This window comes from Clostridium sp. ATCC 25772 (genome assembly GCF_001573875.1).
GTDB lineage: Bacteria > Bacillota > Clostridia > Clostridiales > Clostridiaceae > Clostridium_J > Clostridium_J senegalense.
This window is the reverse complement of record NZ_LFRG01000020.1, coordinates 14,798-40,351: the sequence shown is the minus strand read 5'-3', so window position 1 is coordinate 40,351 and position 25,554 is coordinate 14,798. Positions and strand designations below refer to the sequence as shown.

The 25,554-nt window shown below is 32.5% G+C and carries 23 protein-coding genes, 1 tRNA gene and 1 other annotated feature; all 24 genes read right to left on the bottom strand.

The genetic code is table 11. The features are described from left to right. Positions 1-88 precede the first annotated feature (88 nt). The gene (gene fusA, locus AZI32_RS09365) at positions 89-2,152 is read right to left on the bottom strand and encodes an elongation factor G (RefSeq protein ID WP_061995588.1); all 2,064 of its coding nucleotides are present in this window, start codon (positions 2,150-2,152) and stop codon (positions 89-91) included. A gap of 75 nt (positions 2,153-2,227) precedes the next feature. After that, positions 2,228-2,698 (bottom strand): 30S ribosomal protein S7, encoded by a 471-nt coding sequence (rpsG, locus tag AZI32_RS09360; RefSeq protein ID WP_061995587.1) that lies wholly within the window; start codon positions 2,696-2,698, stop codon positions 2,228-2,230. Between the two features lie 158 nt (positions 2,699-2,856). Further along, positions 2,857-3,234 (bottom strand): 30S ribosomal protein S12, encoded by a 378-nt coding sequence (gene rpsL / locus AZI32_RS09355; RefSeq protein ID WP_010295350.1) that lies wholly within the window; start codon positions 3,232-3,234, stop codon positions 2,857-2,859. Between the two features lie 130 nt (positions 3,235-3,364). Further along, a complete protein-coding gene (locus tag AZI32_RS09350; RefSeq protein WP_061995586.1) occupies positions 3,365-3,601 on the bottom strand; it encodes a ribosomal L7Ae/L30e/S12e/Gadd45 family protein in 237 nt (78 codons plus the stop codon). Positions 3,602-3,708: 107 nt separating this feature from the next. Next, the gene (gene rpoC / locus AZI32_RS09345) at positions 3,709-7,242 is read right to left on the bottom strand and encodes a DNA-directed RNA polymerase subunit beta' (protein WP_061995585.1); all 3,534 of its coding nucleotides are present in this window, start codon (positions 7,240-7,242) and stop codon (positions 3,709-3,711) included. Positions 7,243-7,264: 22 nt separating this feature from the next. Next, positions 7,265-10,972, bottom strand: coding sequence for a DNA-directed RNA polymerase subunit beta (gene rpoB, locus AZI32_RS09340; RefSeq protein ID WP_061995584.1), 3,708 nt, complete (start codon positions 10,970-10,972; stop codon positions 7,265-7,267). Positions 10,973-11,253: 281 nt separating this feature from the next. After that, complete coding sequence (gene rplL / locus AZI32_RS09335; protein ID WP_061995583.1) at positions 11,254-11,619, bottom strand: 50S ribosomal protein L7/L12; 366 nt, start codon at positions 11,617-11,619, stop codon at positions 11,254-11,256. A gap of 67 nt (positions 11,620-11,686) precedes the next feature. Next, positions 11,687-12,190, bottom strand: coding sequence for a 50S ribosomal protein L10 (gene rplJ / locus AZI32_RS09330; RefSeq protein WP_061995582.1), 504 nt, complete (start codon positions 12,188-12,190; stop codon positions 11,687-11,689). Positions 12,191-12,222: 32 nt separating this feature from the next. Continuing rightward, positions 12,223-12,355: a sequence feature (ribosomal protein L10 leader region), on the bottom strand. A gap of 52 nt (positions 12,356-12,407) precedes the next feature. Next, positions 12,408-13,097 (bottom strand): 50S ribosomal protein L1, encoded by a 690-nt coding sequence (gene rplA / locus AZI32_RS09325; protein ID WP_061995581.1) that lies wholly within the window; start codon positions 13,095-13,097, stop codon positions 12,408-12,410. A gap of 59 nt (positions 13,098-13,156) precedes the next feature. Further along, positions 13,157-13,582 (bottom strand): 50S ribosomal protein L11, encoded by a 426-nt coding sequence (rplK, locus tag AZI32_RS09320; protein ID WP_061995580.1) that lies wholly within the window; start codon positions 13,580-13,582, stop codon positions 13,157-13,159. A gap of 91 nt (positions 13,583-13,673) precedes the next feature. Next, the gene (gene nusG / locus AZI32_RS09315) at positions 13,674-14,195 is read right to left on the bottom strand and encodes a transcription termination/antitermination protein NusG (RefSeq protein WP_061995579.1); all 522 of its coding nucleotides are present in this window, start codon (positions 14,193-14,195) and stop codon (positions 13,674-13,676) included. A gap of 44 nt (positions 14,196-14,239) precedes the next feature. Continuing rightward, the gene (secE, locus tag AZI32_RS09310; protein WP_010295374.1) at positions 14,240-14,464 is read right to left on the bottom strand and encodes a preprotein translocase subunit SecE; all 225 of its coding nucleotides are present in this window, start codon (positions 14,462-14,464) and stop codon (positions 14,240-14,242) included. A gap of 35 nt (positions 14,465-14,499) precedes the next feature. Beyond that, a complete protein-coding gene (gene rpmG, locus AZI32_RS09305) occupies positions 14,500-14,649 on the bottom strand; it encodes a 50S ribosomal protein L33 (protein ID WP_010295376.1) in 150 nt (49 codons plus the stop codon). 265 nt (positions 14,650-14,914) lie between these two features. Then, complete coding sequence (tuf, locus tag AZI32_RS09300) at positions 14,915-16,108, bottom strand: elongation factor Tu (RefSeq protein ID WP_061995578.1); 1,194 nt, start codon at positions 16,106-16,108, stop codon at positions 14,915-14,917. A 76-nt stretch (positions 16,109-16,184) separates the two neighbouring features. Continuing rightward, positions 16,185-16,260 (bottom strand) — tRNA-Thr (locus AZI32_RS09295). 84 nt (positions 16,261-16,344) lie between these two features. Beyond that, the gene (gene sigH, locus AZI32_RS09290) at positions 16,345-16,995 is read right to left on the bottom strand and encodes an RNA polymerase sporulation sigma factor SigH (RefSeq protein WP_157450881.1); all 651 of its coding nucleotides are present in this window, start codon (positions 16,993-16,995) and stop codon (positions 16,345-16,347) included. A 69-nt stretch (positions 16,996-17,064) separates the two neighbouring features. Further along, the gene (locus tag AZI32_RS09285; RefSeq protein ID WP_061995618.1) at positions 17,065-17,574 is read right to left on the bottom strand and encodes an NYN domain-containing protein; all 510 of its coding nucleotides are present in this window, start codon (positions 17,572-17,574) and stop codon (positions 17,065-17,067) included. Between the two features lie 18 nt (positions 17,575-17,592). Beyond that, positions 17,593-18,447 carry a 23S rRNA (guanosine(2251)-2'-O)-methyltransferase RlmB gene (rlmB, locus tag AZI32_RS09280; protein WP_082761206.1) on the bottom strand — a complete coding sequence of 285 codons (855 nt, stop codon included), beginning with the start codon at positions 18,445-18,447 and terminating at the stop codon, positions 17,593-17,595. A 21-nt stretch (positions 18,448-18,468) separates the two neighbouring features. Next, entirely contained in the window at positions 18,469-19,272 is an 804-nt protein-coding gene (gene thyX, locus AZI32_RS09275) for an FAD-dependent thymidylate synthase (RefSeq protein ID WP_199870854.1), read from the bottom strand. After that, positions 19,259-19,690, bottom strand: a complete 432-nt coding sequence (locus tag AZI32_RS09270; protein WP_061995575.1) for a ribonuclease III domain-containing protein — start codon at positions 19,688-19,690, stop codon at positions 19,259-19,261. The genes thyX and AZI32_RS09270 overlap by 14 nt, the downstream gene beginning before the upstream one ends. Positions 19,691-20,219: 529 nt before the next feature. Continuing rightward, entirely contained in the window at positions 20,220-21,431 is a 1,212-nt protein-coding gene (gene ilvA / locus AZI32_RS09265; protein WP_061995574.1) for a threonine ammonia-lyase, read from the bottom strand. Positions 21,432-21,674: 243 nt separating this feature from the next. Beyond that, positions 21,675-23,381, bottom strand: coding sequence for a proline--tRNA ligase (locus AZI32_RS09260; RefSeq protein ID WP_061995573.1), 1,707 nt, complete (start codon positions 23,379-23,381; stop codon positions 21,675-21,677). 355 nt (positions 23,382-23,736) lie between these two features. Further along, a complete protein-coding gene (ispD, locus tag AZI32_RS09255) occupies positions 23,737-24,423 on the bottom strand; it encodes a 2-C-methyl-D-erythritol 4-phosphate cytidylyltransferase (protein ID WP_061995572.1) in 687 nt (228 codons plus the stop codon). Then, positions 24,413-25,528 (bottom strand): PIN/TRAM domain-containing protein, encoded by a 1,116-nt coding sequence (locus AZI32_RS09250; protein ID WP_010295391.1) that lies wholly within the window; start codon positions 25,526-25,528, stop codon positions 24,413-24,415. Before AZI32_RS09250 ends, ispD begins: the two co-directional genes overlap by 11 nt. Between the last annotated feature and the right edge of the window lie 26 nt (positions 25,529-25,554).

Genomic DNA, 25,554 nt, shown 5'->3' with positions numbered 1-25,554 from the left:
TCATAACTGCATTTACATTTAACAATGTAAATGCAATTTATATACTTTAAAGTATTATATATATTATTTTATAAATCTTAAAGATTTATTATTTTTTTCCTATGATTTGCTCTTGTAAGCTTTTTGGAACTTCTTCATAAGCAGCGAATTCCATACTGTAGTTACCTCTACCTTGACTTCTAGATCTTAAAGTTGTTGCATATCCGAACATTTCTGATAGTGGTACCATTGCTTTTATTGTTTGAGCTCCGTTTTGAGCTTCCATTCCCTCTATTCTACCTCTTCTAGAGTTTATGTCTCCCATAACGTCTCCCATGTACTCTTCTGGTATAACTACTTCAACTCTCATTATTGGTTCAAGTATTGCTGGCTCTGCTTTAGCCATAGCATTTTTGAATGCCATAGATCCAGCAATTTTGAATGCCATTTCAGATGAGTCAACATCATGGTATGATCCGTCAACTAATCTTACTTTGAAGTTAAGAACTGGGAATCCTCCAAGAATACCAGCTTCAGAAGCTTCTCTAATTCCGTTATCGATAGGTCCTACGTACTCTTTTGGTACTGATCCTCCAACAACAGCATTTTCGAATTCATATTCTCCTTTGTGAGGTATTAATTCTATTACAGCATGACCGTATTGTCCACGTCCACCTGATTGTCTAACGAATTTACCTTCAGCTTTAACTTGTTTTCTGATTGTTTCTTTATAAGCAACTTGTGGCTTACCTACGTTACACTCAACTTTGAATTCTCTTTGAAGTCTATCAACGATGATTTCTAAGTGAAGCTCTCCCATACCTGCTATTATTGTCTGTCCTGTATCATGATTAGTCCAAGTTTTAAATGTTGGATCCTCTTCTGAAAGTTTTGCTAAAGATATTCCCATTTTTTCTTGGCTTGCTTTTGATTTTGGTTCTATAGCAACTTCTATAACTGGTTCTGGGAATTCCATGTTTTCTAGAATAACTGGAGAGTCTTCTGAACACAATGTATCTCCTGTAGTTGTCATTTTAAGTCCTATAACAGCACCTAAATCTCCTGCTCTTAATTCGTTAACTTCTTCTCTTGCATTAGCATGCATTTTAACAAGTCTTCCGATTCTTTCTTTTTTGCCTTTATTAGCATTTAATACATATGTACCACTTTCCATTACTCCTGAGTAAACTCTAGTGAATGCTAATTTACCAACAAATGGGTCAGTAGCTATTTTGAATGCTAACGCAGCTAATGGTTCATCATCATTTGCATGTCTTTCAACTTCTTCATTAGTTACAGCATCTGTACCTTTTATAGATGGTACATCAAGTGGTGATGGCATGTAATCAACAGAAGCATCAATCATCATTTGAACACCTTTGTTTTTGTAAGATGATCCACACATTACTGGAACGATTTCATTGTTGCATACACCTTTTCTTAAAGCAACTTTTAACTCTTCTATAGTTAACTCTTCTCCGTCAAGGTATTTCATCATTAACTCTTCATCAAGTTCTGCAATAGCTTCTATTAAAGCAGCTCTATATTCTTCAGCTAATTCTTTCATATCTTCTGGAACGTCAGTTTCTTCGATTTCTCTTCCAAGATCATCTTTGTAGATTTCTGCCTTATTTTTTAATAAGTCAATTATTCCAGCAAAGTTTTCTTCTTTTCCTATTGGTAATTGTATTGGCACTGCATTGCAATGTAATCTATCTCTCATCATGCTTACAACTCTGAAGAAGTCAGCACCCATTATATCCATTTTGTTTACATATGCCATTCTTGGTACACTGTACTTATCTGCCTGTCTCCAAACAGTTTCAGATTGAGGTTCAACCCCTCCCTTTGCACAGAATACACATACAGCTCCATCAAGAACTCTTAGAGATCTTTCAACCTCAACTGTAAAATCTACGTGTCCTGGTGTATCTATGATGTTTATTACGTGATCTCTCCAAAAACACATTGTTGCTGCAGAAGTAATTGTTATACCTCTCTCTTGCTCTTGAACCATCCAGTCCATTGTAGCTCCACCTTCGTGAGTCTCTCCTATTTTGTGAGTTCTTCCTGTGTAGAATAATATACGCTCTGTTGTTGTTGTTTTACCAGCATCTATATGAGCCATTATTCCGATATTACGAAATTTTTCTAATTCATATTGTCTAGCCACGTTTGTTTCCTCCTCTCAACGAGTGATTTTAAAATTTGACAAAACTGTTTTGGCAGAGCCAAAACAGTTTCAATATTAATATCTGTAATGAGCGAAAGCTTTATTAGCTTCTGCCATCTTATGAGTATCTTCTCTCTTTTTAACAGCTACTCCTGTGTTGTTTGAAGCGTCGATTAACTCGTTTGCAAGTCTCTCTCTCATGTACTTTTCGCCTCTTTTTTCACAAGCCATTAATAACCATCTTAGTCCTAATGTTTGTCTTCTTTCAGTTCTAACTTCGATAGGCACTTGGTAAGTAGCTCCACCTATTCTTCTTGCTTTAACCTCTAATAATGGCATTATATTGTTCATTGCTTCTTCGAAAACTTCTAAAGCTTCTTTGCCAGTTTTTTCTTTTATTATTTCAAATGCGTCGTAGCATATTTTTTGTGCTACTCCCTTTTTACCATCTTCCATAACATTGTTTATTAACTTAGTAACAACTTTTGAATTATAAACTGGATCTGGTAATACATCTCTTTTTGCTATAAATCCTTTTCTTGGCACTTTTCTTCCCTCCTTAACAATTTAAAATTAACTCATAGGTACTCGATATTTCTACCGCAAAGCACTCTGCTTCAACTAAATTTATTTAAATTAATGTATGTATAATCTATATAAATGCCGAAGGCATCGCACCTCTTAGCTCAATCAATTGAAACCAATTATTTTTGTTTTGGTTTCTTAGCACCATACTTAGATCTTGATTGTAATCTGTTTGCAACTCCTGCTGAATCTAGAGCTCCTCTTACTATGTGGTATCTTACCCCTGGTAAGTCTTTAACTCTTCCACCTCTTATAAGAACAACACTATGCTCTTGTAAGTTGTGTCCAACTCCACCGATGTAAGCAGTAACTTCATATCCATTTGTAAGTCTAACTCTTGCAATTTTTCTTAAAGCTGAGTTTGGTTTTTTTGGAGTTGTTGTTTTAACTACTGTACAAACTCCTCTTTTTTGTGGACACTCTTTTAATGCTGGTGCAGTTGATTTAGTTGCTAAAGATTTTCTTCCTTTTCTAACTAATTGGCTGATTGTTGGCATTATTTCACCTCCTATATTTTAGCATACTATTAATTTCTAATAGTATATCTATCTAAACATCATACACTAATACCAAGTACTAATGTATGATGATATAGATATATTTATATTAAATATCTAATAACAATTATTATAATATGAGCGCAGTGGCCGCCGAAACATCTATAGAGCATAGTTTCCCTAAATCTTTCATTGTTTCAACATACTCAATCTGCAGGTAATTAGCTTTTGCTAACTCTAAAATAGGGTTTGCAATCTTTGGATCTACATCTTTTGCTATATACAATATTTTACCTTGCTTAGCTTTTAATGCTTTAGTTGTTTGCTTAATTCCAACAACTTTTTCGCCTGTAAGTCTGCTTACCATATTTTCACCCCTCATATACTAGTGTAACCTTTCATAAAATCACACATTCTGTATTTTATCACCTTAGGCCTATACTGTCAATAAAATATATTCTTACTTTTATTCTGTTAGGCTTCTAAATTTTCTTCATTTTTTTCTTCTGTTTCATTTTCTGTAGATATTTTAATAGTTCTGTAACGATTCATACCAGTTCCAGCTGGAATTAACTTACCTATAATTACATTTTCTTTTAATCCAACTAATGGATCTACTTTTCCTTTTATCGCTGCATCTGTAAGAACTCTTGTAGTTTCTTGGAATGATGCTGCTGATAAGAAGGAATCTGTAGCTAAGGAAGCTTTAGTAATTCCTAGTAGTGTTATTTTACCTTCTGCTGGTACTCCACCTTCAGCTAATACTTTTTCATTAGCTGCTTCGAAATCAAACATATCTATCATTGTACCTGGTAATAACTCAGTATCTCCAGATTCTTCTATTTTAACTTTTCTTGTCATTTGTCTTACAACTACTTCTAAGTGTTTATCGTTGATATCAACACCTTGTAATCTATAAACCTTTTGAACTTCAGAAAGAAGATAGTTTTTAACTCCATTAACACCTTTAATTCTTATGATATCATGTGGGTTAACTGAACCTTCTGTTATCTCGTCTCCAGCTCCAATAAATTCACCATTAGCAACTTTTACTCTAGATCCAAATGGTATATCATAGCTGAATTCTTCGCCATCATTTGCAACAACTATAACAGTTCTCTTCTTCTTTGTTTCCTCTATTCTTGCTTCACCAGCTACATCACTTACGATAGCTAATCCCTTTGGTTTTCTAGCTTCAAATAGCTCTTCAACCCTTGGAAGACCTTGAGTGATATCCGCTCCGGCAACTCCCCCTGTATGGAATGTTCTCATTGTAAGCTGTGTTCCTGGTTCACCAATTGATTGAGCAGCAATTATACCAACTGCTTCTCCTATATTTATCTTTTGAGCTGTTGCCATGTTCATACCATAGCACTTACAACATACTCCTATTTTTGCTTTACATGTAAATACAGATCTTATTTTTACTTTCTTCACTCCTGCTTTTTCAACTCTTTCAGCAAGATGAATATCCATATAAGTATCGTTTGGAACTATAATTTCTCCAGTTTTTGGATCAATTATATCCTCTGCACTATATCTACCTGTAAGTCTTTCACTTAATGATTCTATTACTTCACTACTTTCTTTTATTTCACTTACTTCGAATCCTTCATGAGTTCCGCAATCCTCGTGTCTTACTATAACATCTTGACTTACATCAACAAGTCTTCTTGTTAAGTATCCTGAGTCAGCTGTTTTAAGAGCTGTATCGGCGTTACCTTTTCTAGCTCCGTGAGTTGAAATAAAGTATTGAAGTACGTCTAGACCTTCTCTGAATGACGCTCTGATAGGAAGTTCTATAATCTTACCTGATGGATTAGCCATAAGACCTCTCATACCTGCAAGCTGTTTGATCTGACTCTTAGAACCCCTGGCTCCTGAATCTGCCATCATAGCTATAGGATTGAATTTATCTAAGCTGTCCATTAAGGCATTCGCTATATCTTCAGTAGTCTTAGTCCACTTATCTATAACTCTGTTATATCTTTCATCTTCAGATATGAATCCTCTTCTGTACATTTTTTCAATTTTATCAACTGTTTCATCTGCTTCTTTAAGCAATGCTTTTTTAGCTTCTGGAACTTCCATATCTGATGTAGCAACTGTAATAGCTCCTATAGATGAGAAGTGATATCCTCTAGCTTTTATGTTATCAAGCATTTTAGATGTTTCTGTAGCGCCATATTTTAAATAGCACTTATCTATAATTTTCCCTAGATTTTTCTTACTTGCTAAGAAATCAATTTCTAGTTTAAACTCATTTTCAGGTAAACTTCTATCAACGAATCCTAAATCTTGAGGTATAGATTCATTAAATAATAACTTACCTGGTGTAGTATCAATGATTCCACTAACTAATTTACCATCTTTCATTTTAGAAAGTCTAACTTTTATTTTAGCATGTATATCTATATCTTTGCATTGATATGCCATATAAACTTCTTCTGGTGAAGAGAACATTCTTCCTTCACCTTTAGCACCATCTTTGTCTAAAGTTAAGTAATATGATCCTAGAACCATATCCTGAGTAGGTACACATACTGGTTTACCATCAGATGGTTTTAATATATTATGTGCAGCTAACATTAAGAATCTTGCTTCTGCTTGAGCCTCAACTGATAGTGGAACGTGAACAGCCATTTGGTCTCCATCAAAGTCTGCGTTGTATGCTGTACAAACTAATGGATGAAGTTTTATAGCTCTTCCTTCAACTAGAACTGGTTGGAATGCTTGTATTCCAAGTCTGTGTAGAGTTGGAGCACGGTTTAGTAATACTGGATGGTCTACTATTACTTCTTCTAGTACATCCCATACTTGAGGCATTACTCTTTCAACCATTCTTTTAGCACTTTTAATATTATGTGCGATTCCACTTTCTGTTAGCTTTTTCATAACAAATGGCTTAAATAATTCTAATGCCATTTCTTTTGGAAGACCACATTGGTACATTTTTAATTCAGGTCCTACAACGATAACTGAACGTCCAGAATAGTCAACACGTTTTCCAAGTAAGTTTTGTCTAAATCTTCCTTGTTTACCTTTTAACATATCTGATAAAGATTTTAACGGTCTATTTCCTGGTCCTGTAACAGGTCTACCTCTTCTACCATTATCTATAAGAGCATCTACAGCTTCTTGTAACATTCTTTTTTCATTTCTTACAATTATGTCTGGAGCTCCTAAATCTAAAAGTTTTTTAAGTCTATTATTTCTATTTATAACTCTTCTATATAAGTCATTTAAATCTGATGTAGCAAATCTTCCACCATCTAATTGAACCATAGGTCTTAAATCTGGCGGTATTACAGGTATTACATCTATAATCATCCACTCAGGTTTATTTCTAGATTTTCTAAAAGATTCTACAACATCTAATCTTCTAATAGTTCTAATTTTCTTTTGACCACTACTAGTTTTCAATTCTTCTTTTAATTCTAAAGATAACTGTTCTAAATCTATGTCTTGCAGAAGTCTTTTTACAGATTCTGCTCCCATTCCTGCTACAAATCCATCATATCCGTATTTATCAACAGCTTCTCTAAAATCTTTTTCAGTTAATATTTGCTTTTTCTCTAATGGAGTATCCTTTGCATCTAATACTACATATGAAGCAAAATATAATACTTTTTCTAGTGATCTTGGTGACATATCTAGAATTAATCCCATTCTAGATGGAATTCCTTTGAAGTACCAAATGTGTGATACAGGGGCAGCAAGTTCTACATGCCCCATTCTCTCACGTCTTACTTTAGCTTTTGTAACTTCAACTCCACATCTGTCACAAACTATCCCTTTATATCTTACTCTTTTATATTTTCCACAATGACATTCCCAGTCTTTCATAGGTCCAAATATTCTTTCGCAGAATAGGCCATCTTTTTCTGGTTTTAATGTTCTATAATTAATTGTTTCAGGTTTTTTTACCTCTCCTCTAGACCACTCTCTTATCTGTTCTGGAGAAGCAAGACCAATTTGTATTGCTTCAAAATTATTTAATTCAACCAAGGGTACATCCTCCCTTCAATTTTTAGTGTTCATCATTGAAATCATTTATTTCTATTACGTCATCAGAAAAATTTAGAGGTAAATTTTCATATTCTATCTCTACTTCTTCTTCTACTTCTTCTTCTATTGGTTCTATATACTCTTTTTCAGGTTCTTTTGGAGTTTGTTCCTCAGTACCCTCTATATTAACTTCTAAGTCTTCTAACTCTTCTTCTGCAGATTCTTTAAATCTGATTTCTTCTTTTGAGTCATTTAAAAGTTTTACATCTAAACAAAGTGCTTGTAATTCTTTTATAAGAACTTTGAATGATTCAGGTATTCCTGGCTCAGATATATTTTCACCTTTAACTATTGCTTCATAAGTTTTAACTCTTCCTACAACATCGTCTGACTTAACTGTTAAGATTTCTTGAAGTGTATGCGCTGAACCGTATGCTTCAAGTGCCCAAACTTCCATCTCTCCAAATCTTTGTCCTCCGAATTGAGCCTTACCACCTAGCGGTTGTTGAGTAACTAATGAGTATGGACCTGTTGATCTAGCATGTATTTTGTCATCAACTAAGTGATGCAGTTTTAATATATACATGTATCCAACTGTAACTCTACTATCAAAGGCTTCTCCAGTTCTACCATCATATAAAGCTGTTTTTCCATCTCTATTATATCCTGCTTTTTCTAAGCAATCTTCTATATCACTATCTAATGCACCATCAAATACTGGTGTTGCTATATGCCAACCTAATTCACTAGCTGCCCATCCTAAATGAACTTCTAGTACCTGACCGATGTTCATACGAGACGGAACCCCTAATGGGTTTAAGCATATTTGTAGTGGTCTACCATCTGGTAAGAACGGCATATCTTCTTCTGGTAAAACTCTTGAAATAACACCTTTGTTACCGTGTCTTCCCGCCATTTTATCTCCGACAGATATTTTTCTTTTTTGTGCTATATAGCATCTTACTAATTGATTTACTCCAGGAGGTAACTCATCTGAGTTCTCTTTTGTAAATACTTTCACATCTACTATAATTCCAGCTTCACCATGTGGTACTCTTAAAGATGTATCTCTAACTTCTCTTGCTTTTTCTCCAAATATAGCTCTTAATAATCTTTCTTCAGCAGTTAATTCAGTTTCTCCTTTTGGAGTTACTTTACCTACTAATATATCTCCAGATCTTACTTCAGCACCTATTCTTATGATACCTCTTTCGTCGATATCTTTAAGCGCTTCTTCACCTACATTTGGTATATCTCTTGTTATTTCTTCAGGTCCTAGTTTTGTATCTCTAGCTTCTGCTTCATACTCTTCTATGTGAACTGAAGTAAATATATCTTCTCTTACTAATTCTTCTGAAATTAACATAGCATCCTCGTAGTTATAACCTTCCCAAGTTATAAATCCTATACGTATGTTCTTTCCTAAAGCTATTTCTCCTAAATCCGTAGACGGGCCATCTGCAAGTACTGTACCTTTATCAACCTTTTCACCTTTATCAACTATAGGTCTTTGGTTTATACAAGTACCTTGGTTAGATCTTTTAAACTTAAGAAGTTTATAAGAATCCATTCCGCCATCTTCATCTCTTTTTACTCTAATTTCATTTGCGCTCACGTAAATTACTGTTCCAGCATTTCTAGCTTTTGGTAATACTCCAGAATCTACAGCAGCTTTAAATTCTATTCCTGTACCAACAACAGGCGCTTGTGTTCTTAATAGTGGAACTGCCTGACGTTGCATGTTTGATCCCATCAGTGCTCTTGATGCGTCGTCATTCTCTAAGAATGGAATCATTGCTGTAGCAACGGAAACTATTTGTCTTGGAGAAATGTCAACTAAATCAGCTTCTTCTCTTGGAACAACTATAACCTCAGCTTTTGCTCTAACTGTTACCTTTTTATCTACAAATATATTATCTTCTCCAATTGGTTCATTCGCTTGAGCAACTATATAGTTATCTTCTTCATCAGCAGTCATATATCTTATTTCATCTGTAATTACTCCAGTTTTCTTATTTATAACTCTAAATGGAGTCTCTATAAATCCATATTCGTTAACTTTAGCATAAGTAGCTAATGAGTTTATAAGTCCTATATTAGGGCCCTCTGGAGTTTCTATTGGACACATTCTTCCGTAATGTGAATAGTGAACGTCTCTTACTTCAAAACCAGCTCTTTCTCTTGAAAGTCCTCCTGGTCCTAATGCAGATAATCTTCTCTTATGTGTTAATTCGGATAATGGGTTTGTTTGATCCATGAACTGTGATAACTGTGAACTACCAAAGAATTCTTTTATAGATGCAACCACTGGTCTTATGTTAATTAATGCCTGTGGAGTTATTACTTCCTGGTCTTGAATTGTCATTCTTTCTTTGACAACTCTTTCCATTCTTGAAAGTCCAATTCTGAATTGGTTTTGTAATAATTCTCCTACTGATCTTAATCTTCTATTTCCTAAATGATCTATATCATCTACATATCCAATTGCATAAGCTAAACCTAACTCATAACTTATTGTTGCATATATGTCATCTTTGATTATATGTTTAGGTATTAATTTGTTTATGTTTGCTTTGATTTTTTCTTTTATACTATCTTCATCACTGTTATTATCTAAGATTTCTTTAAGTGTTGGATAGTGAACTAATTCTCTTATATTTAATTCCTTAACATCAAAGTCTACATGTTTAGTTATATCAACAAAGTGGTTTCCTATTATTCTTAAAACTTTGTCTTCTACTAATATGTCAACAGAGTTTATTCCTAAATTTTGAATATCTAGCGCAACATCTCTGTCAATTTTTTCCCCTTTTTCAACTATTATTTCGCCAGTTGAAGGGTTTACTATGTTTTCAGCAGCTATTTGATTAGCGATTCTTAAATGAATAGCTAACTTTTTGTTGAATTTATATCTTCCAACTCTAGATAAATCATATCTTTTTGCATCAAAGAATAATGAATCTATCAATGAAATAGCACTGTCAACAGTTGGTGGTTCACCCGGTCTCAATCTTTTATAAATCTCTAATAATGCTTCATTTCTATCTTTAGTATTATCTTTTTCTATAGTAGCTTTTAATCTTTCTTCTTCACCAAAGAAATCTAATATTTCAGCATCACTACCATAGTGCATCATTACTCTTGCAAGAACTGTTATTGGTATTTTTCTAGTTTTGTCAATTCTTACATATATAATGTCATTTGAGTCTGTTTCGTATTCTAGCCATGCACCTCTGTTTGGTATAACAGTAGATGTAAATAACTTTTTACCAGTTTTATCAACTGAATAGTTATAGTAGACACCTGGTGATCTAACAAGCTGGCTTACAATAACTCTTTCTGCACCATTTATAACAAAAGTTCCTTGTTCCGTCATTAATGGGAAATCTCCCATGAAGACATCTTGTTCTTTTATTTCTCCAGTCTCATTATTACGTAATCTAACTTTTACTTTTAGTGGTGCTGCATAAGTTGTATCTCTTTCTTTACATTGTTCTACGCTGTATTTGATGTTATCAAAATCAAGCTTATAGCCAACAAATTCTAAGGCTAAATTTCCTGTATAATCTTGAATTGGATTAATGTCTTCAAATACTTCTTGTAAACCTTCTTTTAAAAACCAATTGTATGAATCTAATTGAACCTCAATTAGATTAGGCATGTTTGCCTTATCGCCTACTCGAGCAAAACTCATTCTTGTTCTTTTTCCATTTTTGACAGGATGTACCATCAGCTTTCACCCCTTGTATAAACTAAAATAACCCAAAAACCCACTATCCCCTAGGACTTTGTGTTTTCGGACTTCACACTTTTTCATCATGCTATTATAACCAATTGTAGAATTTTTATTCACACATATATATTTCTTCTTTTTTCTACAATTAATTACATAACTTAAACTGTCTAATTACTTTCGCATTGAATTATTTTATCACATTTTCAACCTAAAGTCAAGCTTTAGATGAAAAAAGGAGCACTATGAAAGTACTCCTTTTTTTGTTAATGTTGCAACTATTTTACTTCTACAGCTGCTCCAACTTCTTCTAATTTAGCTTTCATTTCTTCAGCTTCGTTTTTGCTTACGCCTTCTTTTAATGTTTTAGGAGCTCCATCAACTATTTCTTTAGCTTCTTTTAATCCTAATCCAGTTATTTCTCTAACTGCTTTTATAACTTTTATTTTGTTAGCTCCAGTACTTGCTAGAACTACTTCAAATTCAGTTTTTTCTTCTGCTGCTGCTCCTGCAACTGCTGCTCCTGCTACTGCAACTGGTGCAGCTGCGCTTACTCCGAATTCTTCTTCACAAGCTTTAACTAATTCATTTAATTCTAAAACGCTCATTTCTTTTATAGCTTCTATTATTTGCTCTTTTGTCATTTTAAATGCACCTCCGAAATTTATCTTTCTTTTTTTATCTTTGTTATAGTGTTTTGTTTGTATATTCTTACTCAGCTGTTTCTTCTTTTTTATCTGCTATAGCAGTTAATAAGTACGCTAAGTTTGATAATGGAGCTTTGAAACTTCCAAGAAGTTTTGCAAGTAATACCTCTCTTGGTGGTATTGAAGCAAGCTCTTTAACTTTATCTCCATCAAATAATTCGCCTTGAACTACTCCAGCTTTTAATTGTAGCTTTTTGTTAGCTTTTGCGAAATCATTTAATATTCTTGCTGGAGCTGTTGGATCCTCATAACCAAATGCTATTGATACAGGTCCTTGAAGGTATGTTTCTAATCCTTCTATTCCTAGCTCTTTAGCAGCTAATGCTACTAATGTGTTTTTGTAAACTTTATACTCAACACCAGCTTCTCTTAAATTCTTTCTTAATTCTGTGTCTTGCTCAACTGTTAATCCTTGATATTCACTTAGTATAACGCCTTGAGCTTTTTCTAATTTTTCTTTTATTTCAGCAACTTTTGCTTCTTTTAATGCTCTGTTTTTGCTTTGCACTGTGTGTCCACCTCCTCACAGCTTTCACTGTTTATTTAAAATTAAAAGTCTCCCCGCAAACATACGAAGAGACCAATAAAATCATCACGTTCTATTAGAACCCTCGGTAGGTTAATCTGTTACGCCAAAGGCACCTACTGTCTACGGAATATTTATTATATTCAACTTTTAAGATTCTAACATACTTGTTGCAACTAGTCAATATATTTTTTTAAAATTATTCAGTAACTTTTGCTGGGTTGATTTTAATTCCAGGACCCATTGTGCTTGCTACTGTAACTGATTTTATATATTGTCCTTTTGCTGCAGCTGGTTTTGCTTTTACTACTGCATCCATTAAAGTAGTGAAGTTCTCTTGTAATTTAGCTTCTCCAAAAGATTTTTTACCTACTCCAACGTGTATTATAGCAGTTTTGTCTACTCTGTATTCAACTTTACCAGCTTTAATGTCAGCTAAAGCTTTAGTAACATCAAATGTAACTGTTCCAGATTTAGGGTTTGGCATTAATCCTTTTGGTCCTAATACTCTTCCTAATCTTCCTACTACTCCCATCATATCTGGTGTAGCAACAACTACATCAAATCCAAACCAGTTTTCTTTTTGGATTTTCTCTACTAATTCTTCTGCTCCAACGAAGTCTGCGCCTGCTGCTTCTGCCTCTTTAGCTTTATCGCCTTTAGCGAAAACTAAAACTCTAACTGTTTTACCAGTTCCATGAGGTAGAACAACTGCTCCTCTAACTTGTTGATCCGCATGTCTTGGGTCAACACCAAGTCTTACGTGAACTTCTATTGTCTCATCAAATTTTGCTTTTGATGTTTTTATCGCAAGCTCCATAGCTTCTGATGGTGTATATAGAGTGTTTCTTTCTACTAATTTAGCACTCTCTATGTAGTTTTTTCCCATATTGCTATCCTCCTTTGTGGTATTAACGGTTTTTGCCTCCCACTAATTTAAAAATCGAATTATTCTTCTACTGTTATTCCCATGCTTCTAGCTGTTCCAGCTATCATGCTCATAGCAGTTTCTACTGATGCAGCGTTTAAATCTGGCATCTTTAATTCAGCTATTTCTCTAACTTGAGCTGCAGTTACTGTAGCAACTTTTGTTCTGTTAGGTACGCCTGAACCACTCTCGATTCCAGCTGCTTTCTTTAAAAGAACTGCTGCTGGTGGAGTTTTTAGTATGAAGCTGAATGATCTGTCTTGAAATACAGTAATTACTACTGGTATTATTAATCCAGCCTTATCAGCAGTTTTTGCGTTAAACTCCTTACAGAATCCCATGATATTAACACCATGTTGTCCTAATGCTGGTCCAACTGGTGGTGCTGGTGTTGCTTTTCCTGCAGGAAGTTGAAGTTTTATCATTCCTGTTATTTTCTTAGCCATGAGTTTACACCTCCTATATTGTGGTAATCGGACTTTAAAAGCCCTCCCACTTAATAAGAATAAATCTATATTAAGATTTTATCTTATAAGCTTAATCCATTTTTTCTATTTGATTAAAATCAAGTTCAACAGGAGTTTCCCTGCCAAACATATCAACTAGACCTTTTACTTTATGCTTCTCTATATTTATTTCTTGTATAGAAAGCATAAATTCTGCAAATGGGCCAGATACTATTTTTACCTGCTCCCCAACTTCTATATCTATAGAAATTGATTTTTCAACAATTCCCATGTTTTTTGCCTCTTCTTCTGTTAGAGGCACTGGTTTTGATCCTGGTCCAACAAATCCTGTAACTCCTCTAGTATTCCTTACGATATACCAAGAGTCATCTGTCATAACCATTCTAACCATTACATATCCAGGGAATATTTTTTTGTAAGTTACTTTTTTCTTGCCATCCTTGATTTCAACTTGTTCTTCCATAGGAACTTGAATGTCATGAATGAACTCTTCAAGGTTTCTATTTTCAATAGCTTTTTCAAGGTTAGCTTTAACTTTGTTTTCATATCCAGAATAAGTATGAACAACATACCATTTAGCTTTTCCTGTCATAACTTCAGGGGTTGATTAAACCAATCCCCTACCTCCCTTTTCTATTATTTGAAGAACATTTTAAAGAGGTTATTGAAACCAGTATCCAACAAACCTACTAGAATCACATAAAGAAGACAAAAGCTAATCACTGCTCCAGAAGCTTTTTTAATTTCTTTCTTGGAAGGCCAAGTTACTCTTTTGAACTCAGCTTTTAAGTCTACAAAAAACTGAATGACTCCTGAACGCTTCTTTTTTGTATTTGACTTTTTTTCAACATTCTTAGCCATCTTTTTTTCACATCCCCAATTTTAATTAGGTATAATTATTTTGTTTCTTTATGAAGTGTATGTTTGTGGCAGAATTTGCAATATTTTTGCATTTCTATTCTGTCTGGGTTGTTTTTCTTGTTTTTCATTGTATTGTAGTTTCTTTGTTTGCAATCTGTGCATGCTAAAGTCACTTTAACTCTCACAGTCTACACCTCCTAATTCACGAGTGATTTATCTTAAACTTAATCGTATTGTCTTTATTATATTAGAAATTAAAATCCGAATTTTTAACTACCCAATTAATTTATCACAAGTTTTTAAATATGTCAACAAATTAGTTAGTAGCTTTATCTTTGGTAAGTATTTCTGTTTTTTCATTTTTTATTCATTTTGGCCTTTTTATTCAAAATGCCTTTTAAAAGGACTAGGTTAGAAACCCAGTCCTATTATGGTGATTTCTTTTTATTATTACTTAACTATTGAAGTAACAACTCCTGATCCTACAGTTCTTCCACCTTCTCTGATCGCGAATCTTAATCCCTCATCCATTGCTACTTGAGTTATTAATTCAACGTTCATGTCGATGTGATCTCCTGGCATTACCATTTCCATTCCGTCTGGTAATTTGATTGATCCTGTTACATCAGTTGTTCTGAAGTAAAATTGTGGTCTGTATCCATCGAAGAATGGTGTATGTCTTCCGCCTTCTTCTTTTTTAAGTACATATACTTGACCTACGAATTTTTTGTGTGGATTTACTGTTCCTGGTTGAGTTAATACTTGACCTCTTTGGATGTCAGTTCTTTGTATTCCTCTTAATAAAGCTCCGATGTTATCTCCTGCTTCTGCTTGATCTAGAAGTTTTCTGAACATCTCAACTCCTGTACATACAGTTTTTCTTTTCTCTTCGCTTAATCCTACTACTTCAACTTCGTCTCCAACTTTAAGAATTCCAGCTTCAACTCTTCCTGTTGCTACTGTTCCTCTTCCTGTTATTGTGAATACGTCCTCTACTGGCATTAAGAATGCTTTATCTGTAGCTCTTTCTGGTGTTGGAATGTATTCATCTACGTGTCCCATTAATTCCATGATGCATGCTGTTGCTGCTTCATCTGTTGGGTTTTCTAATGCTTTTAATGCTGATCCTGTTACTACTGGAATATCATCTCCTGGGAAGTCATATTCGCTTAATAGCTCTCTGATTTCCATTTCAACTAATTCTAGTAATTCTGGATCATCTACCATATCTGCTTTGTTTAAGAATACTACTATGTATTGTACTCCAACTCTTGATGCTAGTAGTATGTGCTCTCTTGTTTGTGGCATTGGACCATCTGCTGCTGATACAACTAAGATAGCTCCATCCATTTGTGCTGCTCCTGTGATCATGTTCTTAACATAGTCAGCATGTCCTGGACAGTCAACGTGTGCATAGTGTCTTGCATCTGTTTCATACTCAACGTGTGCTGTGTTGATTGTGATTCCTCTTTCTTTTTCTTCTGGTGCTTTATCTATTTCGTCATATTTAAATGCCTCTGCGAATCCTCTGTTTGCTAATACTGTTGTGATTGCAGCTGTTAATGTTGTTTTACCGTGGTCAACGTGTCCTATAGTTCCTATGTTAACGTGCGGTTTACTTCTTTCAAATTTTGCTTTTGCCATTTATAATTCCTCCTTTTATTCTTTAAATATTTATCCTATAAACTCATCCTGGCGTGTTGTCATCCCTCAACGAGTTTGGAGCCCATAACCGGGATTGAACCGGTGACCTCCACCTTACCAAGGTGACGCTCTACCTACTGAGCTATATGGGCATTATCCTTATTCAAGTGCGTCGTATAAATTGCTTTATATCAGTTATTCATTATACAATATGTATAATGTATTGTCAACGTAAATCACACTCTTTTATTTAGACATTTTTCTAATTTTCTCTTAACTCTTTGAAGTGCGTTATCTATTGATTTTGCTTGCCTATCAAGGTCACAAGCAATCTCTTGATAAGATTTTCCATCTAAATACGACATTAAAACTTCCATTTCAAGTTCTGATAACACTTGCCCTATTTCATTTTCTATATTTTGTAATTCTTCTCTACTTATAACTAATTCTTCTGGATCTGAAATTTTAACCCCTGATATTATATCCATCAAAGTTCTTTCAGATTCCTCATCGTATATTGGTTTATTTAAAGATATATAAGTATTTAAAGGAATGTGTTTTTGACGAGTAGCAGTTTTAACCGCCGTTATTATTTGTCTTGTAACACAAAGCTCTGCAAATGCCTTAAACGATGCCAATTTATCCAATCTAAAATCTCTTATTGCTTTAAATAATCCAATCATACCTTCTTGATATATATCTTCTCTGTCTGCCCCAATTAAAAAATATGATTTAGCCTTTCCCCTAACAAAATTTTCATATTTACATAACAAGTAATCTAATGCTTCTTTGTTTCCTTCTCTAGCTAATATAACTATTTCTTCATCCGTTTTATCTATAAAGGAATTTTTATTTTCTCCATTGTCAACCCTTTTTTCCAACAGCATTCCCTCCAAAAATTAACTATGAATTTACTTTAGATTATACAGTATTATAAAATTGCGTCAAGCTCACTATTACTGACTTCTTCTCATCTTTTCTAATATTTTTGCTATATCTTCATCTATCATATCTTCAAATAAGTTCCTCTTCTGAGAGTATACCTTCTCACATTTTTTTCCTATTTTCCCTTCAATCTTCATAACTTCATGATAAAATTCTAAAGAAGACATCCTACTGGCGCCCCTTTGAAATGTGACTTGTTGTTCTAACGAGTCAGATGTAACCACATATACCTCAAATTTTCGTCCTATAAGATTCACCTTTTTTTCTATATATGCATCTGCCGTTTCTCCCTCTTTAGTAAATACAACACTTACCTTATCATTTTTTTCTTTTTTTTCATAAGCCCCTTTAACCATATGTGCATCAAATACCACTTCTATTTTATAACCACAAAACGCTGAGTAATTACGCATTATGTCAAGTAATTTTTCTCTAGCTGACTCATAACTATATTCTTTTATTTCTTTTAGTTCTGGCCAGCTGTTTATCACATTATATCCATCAACAAAAACTATTCTCACAATGATTAACAAAAGTCATTAAGACTTTTGTTTTAATACCTCATACATCAATATTCCGCCTGCTACTGAAGCATTTAATGAAGTTATTTGTCCAACCATAGGTATTTTAACCAATACATCACATTTTTCTTTTGTTAGTTTTGACATACCTTTTCCTTCACTTCCTATAACTAACGCAACTGCTCCACTTAGGTCTGTTTTGTAACATACTTCACCTGACATATCTGCACCATAAATCCAAAGCCCATGTTCTTTTAATTCATCTATAGTAGTATTTATATTAGTAACTTTTGCTATTCTCATGTGTTCTGTAGCCCCAACTGCTGTTTTGTAAACTGTAGGTGTTACCCCAACATTTTTTCTTTTTGGAATTATAATTCCGTGTACTCCACAAACTTCTGCTGTTCTTATTATTGACCCAAAATTGTGTGGATCTTCAATTTCATCTAGGATTATTATAAATGGTTTTTCATCTTTAGACTTTGCATAATCTAATATATCCTTTATATCATAATATTTATAAGGAGTAACTTTTGCTATAACTCCTTGGTGTGCTGAAGTTTGAGACATTTCATCAAGTTTAGCTCTTTCAACATACTTAATTACAATTCCTTGTTCCTTTGCTAATCCTAAAACAACATTTATAGATCCTTTAGAGTCTCCTTTAGCTACCAATATTTGTTCTATAGTTGTATCAGACTTTAACGCCTCTATAACAGCATTTCTTCCTTCTATTAGGTCTTCTCTTATCACTAAATCTTCTTTCACTCTTTCTTCTCTTACTCTACTTCCTTTAAATCTATCTTCTCTCACTCTATTTTCTTTCACTCTATTTTCTTTAAATCTGTTATTCTCATCTTTTCTTTTAGTCATAAACTTAACCTCTTTCAAATTTTATAATTGATTATATTTATCTTTAATTTTCAAGATTTCACCACAAGTCATAGTACCCTCTGGACATGAACCCTTTAAGCATGAAGGACCTGAAAATTTAAATATTGTAGGTGCCACTTTTTTAGCTTCTTTAAGCATTTCATCTGCCATATTTCTAATTTCCCACTGAGCTCTATTACAACATCTATGAGCAAAAAAGTGCATAAGTTCTCTGGCATTCATAGTTACTATAATTTTAGTTTCACATGCATTTGGGAATACGTATCTAGCATCTTCTATGGCTTTTTTCACACTAGAATTTTTAATTCTTTTTTTAACTTTTTCATCTATTTCATCTTCGCATACTAATTTATTAGTTTCTATATACTTTTGAATTTCACTATTATAAAAATCATTATATAATATTTCAACTATATCATCATAATCCTTTTGATTTTTATTCATTGCACTTATAAAAATTTCTTTGGCCTTTTCATGTTTTTCTATGTTTGGTGGAACTATATACTGAAATTGCTTTAATTTAACATACCTTTGACTTTGTTGTGAATATGAAGCTACTCTATGTCTTACCAATTGATGTGTTAAACTTCTAGATACCCCTTCTATAGCAAAGGTAAAACTTATATGTTCTACTGGTGAATAGTGTCCATAGTTCATTAACATTTCTATAAATTTATTTGTCTTATTTCCATCTAATCCTTCTAATATTTCATCAACACCAACTGAGCTATAGCAAAGTTTAGCTGCTGATGCTACTACTTTTTCTGGATTAGGTGTATGTTCTATAAGTTTAACTTTCAACATTAGTTTTTTCCTCCTCATATTTTATAACTTTTGTTAATACATAATCTAATCTTTCTGTTTCTCCACTTAAGTATAAATATCCAATTAATGCCTCAAAACCTGTAGCCCATTTATACTCTATAACATCACCATTTTTAGGCGTATGCGATTTGCTATTTCTTCCTCTTTTAAATATTGCCATTTCTTTTTCATTTAACTCATCAATAATTTGTTTCATATATTCGCATTGGGATTTAGCCTTAACATAGCTCACTGTTTTTTTATGCAATTTATTTACATTCATACCCCTAAATTTTTCTATTAAATATGTTCTTATAAATACCTCATATACAGCATCCCCAGCTAATGCTAACACTAATGGATTTAGCTGTATTATATCTGTTTCTGAAAATTTATTTTTTATTAAATCAAAATCCATGATTTTCTCCTTATTTTATACTTTGTTTTAATTTATCTTTCTTATAGGTTTCCACGCTGACTTTTAAAATTCATTCATCCAAAATTTCCATACCCAAAATAGTGATGTAATCTTGTAAACATCTAAACTCAAAATTCTATTTCACATGAAAATATTTTTAAGTTCGTGAATAAATCCAATTCCAAACTTGTGTCCCTACATAACATATTATATATCAATTTATACTGATTTTCACTTTCTATGTTGTTTTTACATAATACATATTATCATATTAAATAATTAAATAAAAATTTTCTTATTTTTATTTTTTAATTATAACCTTTTCATAGGATTCAAAGTTGACTCTTAAATTTATTCACTCCAAAACTTGGATACTCAACATAGTGAGACATGCTCTGACTCACTTGAAATTTAACATTACATTTTATATAAAAATATTATAAGTTAATTAATTTTTCAAAAACAAAAGCGCTTACAACTTTTGAAAGTCATAAACGCTCTTTTATAAAAATACTTACGTATTTATTTACTATTTAGTTAATTCGTCTATAGCATATCCTTTTGCTGATAATGATGTTTTTATCATTTCTGCATGTTCTTTAGATTCTGTTTCTACTTCAATTTCAATACTAGAAATCTCTAATCCTTTTGGATTCCAGTTTTTATCTTGTTTTACTTTATAAACATTTCCACCTAATGATGCTATTTCAGAAATTAAATTTCCTAATTCACCTATTTTATCTTTTAATTCAATTTGTAAAGTTATTCTTCTTTTATTTAAAAGTAATTGTCTATCTATTATTTTAGAAACTGTAGCTATATCTATGTTACCACCACTAACTACTGTAACAACTTTTTTACCTGCATTTTTAACTTTTCCTGATAATAATGCAGCTAGTCCAACAGCACCAGCGCCTTCAGCTACAACTTTATTTCTTTCCATTAATGAGAATATTCCGCTTGCTATTTCATCTTCAGTAACTGTAACTATTTCATCAACATATTTTTTAATTACTTCAAATGTTTTATTTCCTGGAGTTTTAACTGATATACCATCTGCTAATGACTTAGGTCCATCAACTGTTACAACTTCTCCCTTTTCTAAGGAAACTTTACTTGAAGCTATCACATCTGCTTGAACTCCAATTATTTTTATGTTAGGATTTATAGATTTTGCAGCAACTGCTATACCAGCAATAATTCCGCCACCACCAATTGGTACTAAAATAGCGTCTGCATCTGGTAAATCTTCTAATATTTCAAGAGCAATTGTTCCTTGTCCAGCCATTACTTGATCATCATCAAATGGATGTAAGAAAGTAGCGCCTGTTTCCTTTTGAACTTCTACTGCTTTAGCATAACAATCATCATAAACTTCTCCATGTTGTATTACTGTTGCACCATAGTTTTTAGTTGCTTGAACTTTTGCAAGTGGTGCAGTAACTGGCATACATATTGTAGACTTAATTCCAAATGCTGTAGCTGCATAAGCAACACCTTGCGCATGGTTTCCTGCTGATGAAGCAACAACTCCTTTAGCCTTTTCTTCTTCAGTTAAGGATGCTACTTTATTGTAAGCTCCTCTTAATTTGAAAGAACCAGTTTTTTGTTTGTTTTCACATTTTAGATATACTTCATATCCTGTTTGTTTTGAAAAAGTTGATGATACAAATAACGGAGTTTTTCTTGATACCCCTTTAAGATTTTCTTGCGCTTTTTTTACGTCAGCTAATGTTATCATTGTTATTACTCTCCTTTTGTTTGAAAGATTTTTCTTGTTTCAAACATTGACTTTGTTCCAAACATTCGTTTTTGTTTGAAACATTAGTTTTGTTTGAAACGTATATCTTATCAGAAAATTTAATTTAGTTTTTCCCCTTTTTTAATAACACTAATAATAGCCCCTTACATTTAAACCCTTATATTTTATTATAGCTAGCATGATTATAATATATAATCATGCCAGTTATTATCTACTTTTATTTTATAACTTATTTTGTTCAAATTCAACCTTTATTCTGTCAATTACTTCGGAAATTTTAATTTCTTCAACTTCCCCACCATTTCTAAGTTTAAATTCTACTATTCCATCAGTTAATTTTTTACCTACTGTAATTCTCATTGGTATTCCAATTAACTCAGAATCTTTAAATTTAACTCCAACTCTTTCATTTCTATCATCTAAAAGAGCCTTTATTCCTAATTGTTGTAGTTGTAAATAAATTTTTTCCGCTTCTGCTACTTGTTCTTCATTTTTCATAACAGCAGGAATTACAACAATGTGATATGGTGCTATTTCTAAAGGCCAAACTATACCATTTTCATCATTGTGTTGCTCTATTATAGCTGCCATTGTTCTATTTACACCTATACCATAACAACCCATAACTAATGGTTTATTTTTTCCATCTTCATCAATGAAATTTGCATTCATAGATTTTGAATACTTAGTGCCCAGTTTAAATATATGTCCTACTTCTACGCCTCTAGCAATTGTGATATTTCCACCACATTTAGGACATTTATCTTCAACAGTGATTTTTCTGAAATCTCCCACAATTCCTTCAAAATCTCTTCCATAGTTGGCATTTTCAAAATGATAGTCTGTTTCATTAGCTCCAATAACAAAGTTTTTCATTTTAGTAACTTCTTCATCAATAAACAATTTGTCTACTTTTATTCCTATTGGGCCTGCAAAACCAACTTGCGCGTTAGTTGCATTGATAACTTTTTCACTATCACACATCATGAATTCTACCACACCACCTAGTGCATTTGCAACCTTTATTTCATTCAATTCTCTGTCGCCTCTTACCATAATAGCAACTATTTGTTCATCAGCTTTAAATAATAAAGTTTTTGCTAACTTTTTCTTATTTATTCCTAACCCATTAACTAATTCATCTATAGTTTTTATATTTGGTGTATGGATTTTATTTAATTCTTTTAAGTCTTCTTCTGGTCCTTCTTCTGCTGTAGCTGGTGCTTTTTCAACATTTGCAGCATATTTACACTCATCACAGAATACTATTTCATCTTCTCCAACCTCTGATTTAACCATGAATTCTGCTGATCCTGATCCACCCATAGCTCCTGAATCTGCTTCTACTGGACTAAAATCTAATCTACATCTAGTAAATATGTTACAATATGCTTCATACATTTTATCATATGATAAATCAAGTCCTTTTTCATCTCTATCAAAAGAATATGCGTCTTTCATAACAAATTCTCTTGATCTCATTACTCCGAATCTTGGTCTTCTTTCATCTCTATATTTTGTTTGAATTTGATATAAATTTATTGGTAATTGTTTATATGATTTTATCTCATTTCTTGCAAAATCTGTGAACACTTCTTCATGTGTTGGTCCTAGACAAAATTCTCTTTCATTTCTATCTTGCAATTTGAACATTTCTGGCCCCATAACATCCCATCTTCCAGATTCCTTCCAAAGTTCTGAAGGAAGCAACGCTGAACATAAGAATTCTTGTGCTCCTGCTTTATCCATCTCATCTCTTACAATGTTTTCAATATTTTTTAGCACTTTAAGACCTATTGGTAAATAGTTATACACTCCTGATGCTAACTTTCTCATCATACCAGCTCTTAACATTAATTGATGACTTAATATTTCCGCTTCTGCTGGAACTTCTCTTAATGTTCCTAAATACATATTTGATACTCTCATCTTGCCACACTCCTTAAATCTATATACACTTATTTTTTTGTATAAAAAAAACTCGTCCCTGTTTTAGGGCGAGTTATATCGCGGTACCACCTAAATTTTGTACTCTCATTTTGATATCGGTATTTATTACCGGTAGTTTTTGCTACTGCTCAAAAGTAGGTTCGAAATTGGTGAAAACATCTCAGCATAAAGTTTTCTCTCTGTATAGTAATTTCTACTATTCTTTATCATCGCTTACCATTATTCTTTTATAAAAGTAAATTTAATATACCATTTTAAAAAAATCATGTCAAGATAAAAAAAAGGAAAGTAATTTATATATTTTATAATTTTTACTTTCCTAGAATTAATTTTGTTATATTGTATTTTCTATTATCTTTTCAGCTAATAATAAGTCTTCTGGGGTAGTTATTTTTATATTATTATAGCTCCCCTCATAAAGAAATACTTTATTCCCATAATGTTCAACTACCATAGTATCATCAGTAACACTTATATTTTCTTTTAAAATATTTTCATGACATTTTAAAATTAAATCGTATTTAAAAACCTGAGGTGTCTGAACTGCAAATAAATCATTTCTATTTGGTGTTTTTAATGAAAACCCACTATTATCTTTTATTTTTATAGTATCTTTAGGTAACACTCCACAAGCACAAGCTCCATAGACTTTGGAATATTTTATTCCATCCTCTATAATTTTTTCGTCAACAAAAGGTCTTGCGCCATCATGTATAAGAACTGTATCACAATCTGTTAATTCCTTAAGCCCATTTAAAACAGAATATTGTCTTTCCTTACCACCACATACTATTTTCTTTACTTTATCAATTTTATACTTATCAACAATTTCACGTCTACAATAATCTATTTCCTTTTCAGAAGCAACCAATAAGATTTCATCAATTAGATTACAATTATTAAAGGCCATAAGTGTATGATATAGTATGGGCTTGCAATTAAGTTCTAAAAATTGCTTATTTTTATTAGCGCCCATCCTTTTTCCTCTTCCTGCTGCTAATACTATCACTTTATTTGCCATTTAACATTTTTACTTCCTCTCTAATTCTTGCAAAAATCATTCTTCCTGCTGCTGTTTGTAACACTGATGTAACTGTTACTATAACAATATCACCAATGTGATTTCTACCGTCTTCAACAACAATCATAGTTCCATCATCTAAATATGCTAGTCCTTGGCCAGATTCTTTACCATCTTTAACTATTTGTATTTTCATATCTTCTCCTGGTAGAACTACTGGTTTTATAGCATTAGCTAACTCATTTATGTTCAGCACTGGAACACCTTGAACTTCTGCAACCTTATTTAAGTTATAATCATTTGTTATTACTTTTCCATTTAAAACTTGTGATAATTTTAGTAACTTACTATCAACCTCTGCAATTTCTGGAAAATCACCTTCCCAAATTTCAACTTTTATACTTAACTCCTTTTGTATTTTGTTAAGTATATCAAGTCCTCTTCTTCCTCTATTTCTTTTTAACCCATCGCCAGAATCAGCTATATGTCTTAGCTCATCTAATACAAAGTTAGGTATTACAAGAGTTCCCTCTATAAATCCAGTTTGACAAAGATCAAAAATTCTTCCGTCTATTATCACTGAAGTATCTAGTACTTTAGCAGTACCTTTTGGAATATTTTTTAATTTGCCATCTTTTGACGTTGATCCCTTTTTCATATTAGAAAAAAGATTTAATATATCCTCTTTCTTCCTAATTGCCATATCAGCACAAACCACAACTAATATGACAGTTACTATAAACACTATTATTGTTGAAATAGCAGAATTTGCTTTTACTAAATTTGCTAGCAATGAAGCAACAATTAAACCTAAAACTGCACCAGCTAGTCCTAATAGCATATCTGCTGTTGGTAATTTTTGTAATCTCTTTTCTACACAATCTATCGTTTTAATAATAAGTTTAGTTACATATGCAGATATAAAGTAAAAGAACAACAAAAATAATAAAATACAAAATATAATAAATAAAATTCCTTTAACTGACGATGTTGACATTATTCCTATTTTAGATAATAAATTATAATCTATTACTAGTTTTCCTACTATGTAACCTAAACTTCCTCCCCCTAAAGTTATAAGCACTCTTAATATTTTTTTAATCAATAATATTCACCTCCTAATTTAATTAT